Source organism: Bartonella sp. AA1HLJMS (assembly GCF_042197445.1).
In the GTDB taxonomy this organism is placed as follows: Bacteria; Pseudomonadota; Alphaproteobacteria; order Rhizobiales; family Rhizobiaceae; genus Bartonella.
Window position 1 is genome coordinate 1 of sequence record NZ_JBHIRW010000089.1, and the last position, 3,179, is coordinate 3,179.

7 protein-coding genes are annotated in these 3,179 nt (G+C 35.1%); 3 read left to right on the forward strand and 4 right to left on the reverse strand.

From position 1 onward, the window contains the following. The coding region (locus ACFIQE_RS09230; RefSeq protein WP_375707596.1) for a hypothetical protein at positions 1-429 on the forward strand (429 nt) is incomplete at its 5' end. A 151-nt stretch (positions 430-580) separates the two neighbouring features. On the opposite strand, the gene ACFIQE_RS09235 is transcribed toward ACFIQE_RS09230, so the two are convergent. After that, positions 581-874: a HigA family addiction module antitoxin gene (locus ACFIQE_RS09235; RefSeq protein ID WP_375613679.1), complete on the reverse strand. Its 294-nt coding sequence runs from the start codon at positions 872-874 to the stop codon at positions 581-583. Between the two features lie 16 nt (positions 875-890). Beyond that, positions 891-1,172 carry a type II toxin-antitoxin system RelE/ParE family toxin gene (locus tag ACFIQE_RS09240; protein WP_252619286.1) on the reverse strand — a complete coding sequence of 94 codons (282 nt, stop codon included), beginning with the start codon at positions 1,170-1,172 and terminating at the stop codon, positions 891-893. A 181-nt stretch (positions 1,173-1,353) separates the two neighbouring features. Here ACFIQE_RS09240 and ssb point away from each other — a divergent pair, with 181 nt between their 5' ends. Both ssb and ACFIQE_RS09250 read left to right on the forward strand, forming a co-directional pair. After that, entirely contained in the window at positions 1,354-1,806 is a 453-nt protein-coding gene (ssb, locus tag ACFIQE_RS09245) for a single-stranded DNA-binding protein (RefSeq protein WP_375707597.1), read from the forward strand. A 10-nt stretch (positions 1,807-1,816) separates the two neighbouring features. Further along, positions 1,817-2,359 (forward strand): hypothetical protein, encoded by a 543-nt coding sequence (locus ACFIQE_RS09250; RefSeq protein ID WP_375707598.1) that lies wholly within the window; start codon positions 1,817-1,819, stop codon positions 2,357-2,359. Positions 2,360-2,362: 3 nt separating this feature from the next. Here ACFIQE_RS09250 and ACFIQE_RS09255 read toward each other — a convergent pair whose 3' ends face one another. Further along, the gene (locus tag ACFIQE_RS09255) at positions 2,363-2,785 is read right to left on the reverse strand and encodes a type II toxin-antitoxin system HicB family antitoxin (protein ID WP_375707599.1); all 423 of its coding nucleotides are present in this window, start codon (positions 2,783-2,785) and stop codon (positions 2,363-2,365) included. A gap of 20 nt (positions 2,786-2,805) precedes the next feature. Then, positions 2,806-2,988 (reverse strand): type II toxin-antitoxin system HicA family toxin, encoded by a 183-nt coding sequence (locus ACFIQE_RS09260; RefSeq protein WP_375707600.1) that lies wholly within the window; start codon positions 2,986-2,988, stop codon positions 2,806-2,808. Between the last annotated feature and the right edge of the window lie 191 nt (positions 2,989-3,179).

Genomic DNA, 3,179 nt, shown 5'->3' on the forward strand with positions numbered 1-3,179 from the left:
TTTATTCAAAGTATTTTGACATTCGCATCTGTTTCTTTGGTAATAGTCACAACTGTTTTTGCAATTTTATGCAATTCTCATATTCCTTCTGAATTGCAGAGCAATCCAAAATATAAAGATGATGATACAACGGGTTGGGTGAAACTAACACGTGATTTACAACAGTATTTGCACAGACTCTTAAAACTAATAAGTTTAGCGCTTATCGTTTTAATTTTTCCAAATAGTTATAAAGAAACTGTTTTTTTACCTGTCATCTCTAAGTACGTGAAGTACAAGCTTTCTTTTCCATTGGATACTGTACTTTGGTACTCAGATATTGCTCTTTGGTATTCTTTTTTAGTTTGTGTATTGTTTCTTATGTTACATACACGCAGTTTAATAAACATATCTATTTACACACTACAGTGCTCAGTTAAAAAGCTATAGTAAAATTTCCGATTTTATAAAACTGTTCAGATTACGTTGTTTCTTCTCAACGTTCATAGATGAGATCAACAAGGAGATAAAAAACTATCGTGGGCTGCTTGATTTTAAAGAACATGACCTCTAGGTGTGAAGAAAGATGGGCTAAGTCTTTCTAAAAATGCCCTACTTGCTCTAGAGGTGAAATATGTGGGATTGGGCTGTTATGCCGAGCTTGCCACAAATCATGCTTTTGTTGCAATTTAAGCCAGAATTCCGCATCATTTAAACCCGCTTTTTCTAACCGTAAAGCTAAGTTAATACTAATCGCCGCATGGCAGTTTAAGACGCGGGATAAAGTTAAACGTGCAACGCCAAGACGATTTGCAGCTTCTGTTACTGTTAACCCTAATTCATCAAGCAATTCTTCTTTCAAAATGCCGCCAGGGTGTGGAGGATTGTACATCATAATAACACCTCAAAACTCAATGGTAATCTTGATAATCAACCAGTTCAACGTCTGTCCCAATGAAACGAAAGGTAACACGCCAATTTCCATTGACACGCATTGACCAGTAACCTTTTAAATCGCCCGTAAGCGCATGTAGACGATACGATTTAAGAGTAACTTGTTCAGGCGCGGATATTGTATCTAAAATTACTAAAATGTTTGCTAATTTTTTAGCATGCGCGGGTTGTATGCCTTTGCAGACTCCTCTTTCAAAGAATAATTTCAACCCTTTATGCTTAAAACTAACGATTGCCATATATACCCTCTTGATACTATACACCATGCATTTATGTCAATTGATTATTTATCAAAGAGCATATTAAACATAATTTTATATGTTAATAATTAATAATATATCATTGAAATAATTGAAAAAATAATAAAATTATGCTAAGATTTTTTTACATATTTAAATACAAATTTAAGGTAACTAAAATATGCTAAATAAAGTGACGTTAATCGGGCGCCTTGGTGCTAATCCCGAAAGCAAAACAATGAATTCTGGAGCAGAAATAGTCAATTTTAGTATAGCGACTTCTGAGAGCTATACAGATAAAAAAACCAATCAAAAAGTAGAGAAAACAGAATGGCATTCAGTTGTGATTTTTAATCCACATTTAGCAAAAATTGCACTTCAGTATCTAAACAAAGGTTCAAAAGTTTACGTAGAAGGAAAATTACAAACGCGCAAATGGCAAGATAAAAATGGGCATGACCGTTACACAACAGAGATTGTTTTACCACAATTCAAAGGCGAGTTGTATTTGCTTGATGCGAAGAAAGAGCAATCAGCATCCCCTACCCCTTCACCCATTACTTCTCAAAATTATGCTATCGCTTCAGGTGCTCAAGATTATAGAACAGCTCTTAACGATAGCGTCCCATTCTGATTGAAAAAATATGGCTAAAAGAAAAAAACGTACAAAACGTGGTCGTCCTCGGATTAAAGGGTGTATCAGAGAACCAAATGGACGCATCTCACGAGCAAAAACACCGCATGAACCCATGGATAAATTGGCAATTGAAATGCGTGCTAAACGCTTTGGTTTGACGATTGAAGAGGCTAAAAATCCGCTTTCCGGTACCTATATTGGGCGGCTTTATTTGCAAGGCGAAATCAATCAAGACCAATATGATGCTGCGCAAAAATATCTTGAAGTGAGAAACAATTATCTATGTGCAAAAGCCTTGCCTAGCGCTATTTATGATGAAATGCCTACAACTTCTGATAACGGAGCAAGAGAGAAATGGGTACAGATAACAACAGAACATCTTGTAGCTGTAAAAGGTGTTGTTCAAGAAGCGCAGTGTTTACACCGTCAATATAACCTTCATGCCGCATTACAGTATCTTGTCATAGAAGATCAATCACTACCACACCTTGTGCTTTCATTGCGCATTGCTCTTAATGCGCTTTATAAACATTTTACGCAAAACCGGTAGTTTTCAAGCGGCGTCTTGGATATTAATGGCAACCTCTTTTCCAAGAGCAATGAGAGTAGATTCTAAGGCATCTAATTTGGTTGCGTGGTTTAAATCCAACAATCGGTCAATTTGTATTGGATGAAGTTTTAAAAGACGTACGAGATCAGCTTTGCGTAAGTTTTTTTCAATCATAGCGTTATGTATTGCAATTTTTAAAGTCACCAATGAAGATACTTCAACAAAAGGATAGGCAATATCACGATGTCCAAAGGGAATAGGTTCACGATCTTGAAAACGCCCCATAATGACTGTTAAAAGTGCATTTTTAGCCTGTTCCAAAGCTTCTTTTTCATCGTTACCATAGGTAACAAATTCCTGAAAGTCTTTAGAGACGACTAGAAGAGTATCATTGTCATCTTTGATAAATTTGATTGCATATTTCATTTACACCTCCATATTCAGGCTTATTGTAGGTCAAGATCTTTAAGAATCTTCTGGACTAATCCTATTCCTAATTCTTTTCGCGTACCATGCATAGGTAAAACGGACTTTTTAGAACCACATTTTACAAGCAAATGCCCTCCCTTCCCTGAAGTAAAACTGCAACCATGCTTTATAAGATATCTTTTCAATTCTTGACTATTCATTATAATAATATAACATCTAAAATGTTTCAATACAACATAAATGTTGTGTTGAAGGAAAATAAAGGACATCTTTTAAAACACCATATTTAGGTAAAAAAATAAAAAAAATACAATATATTGATTTTTTTGTTGGCATGGTGTAAAAAGTCGTATTAAATGACGATACTGCACTAGTCGTATTGTGTCTAAAA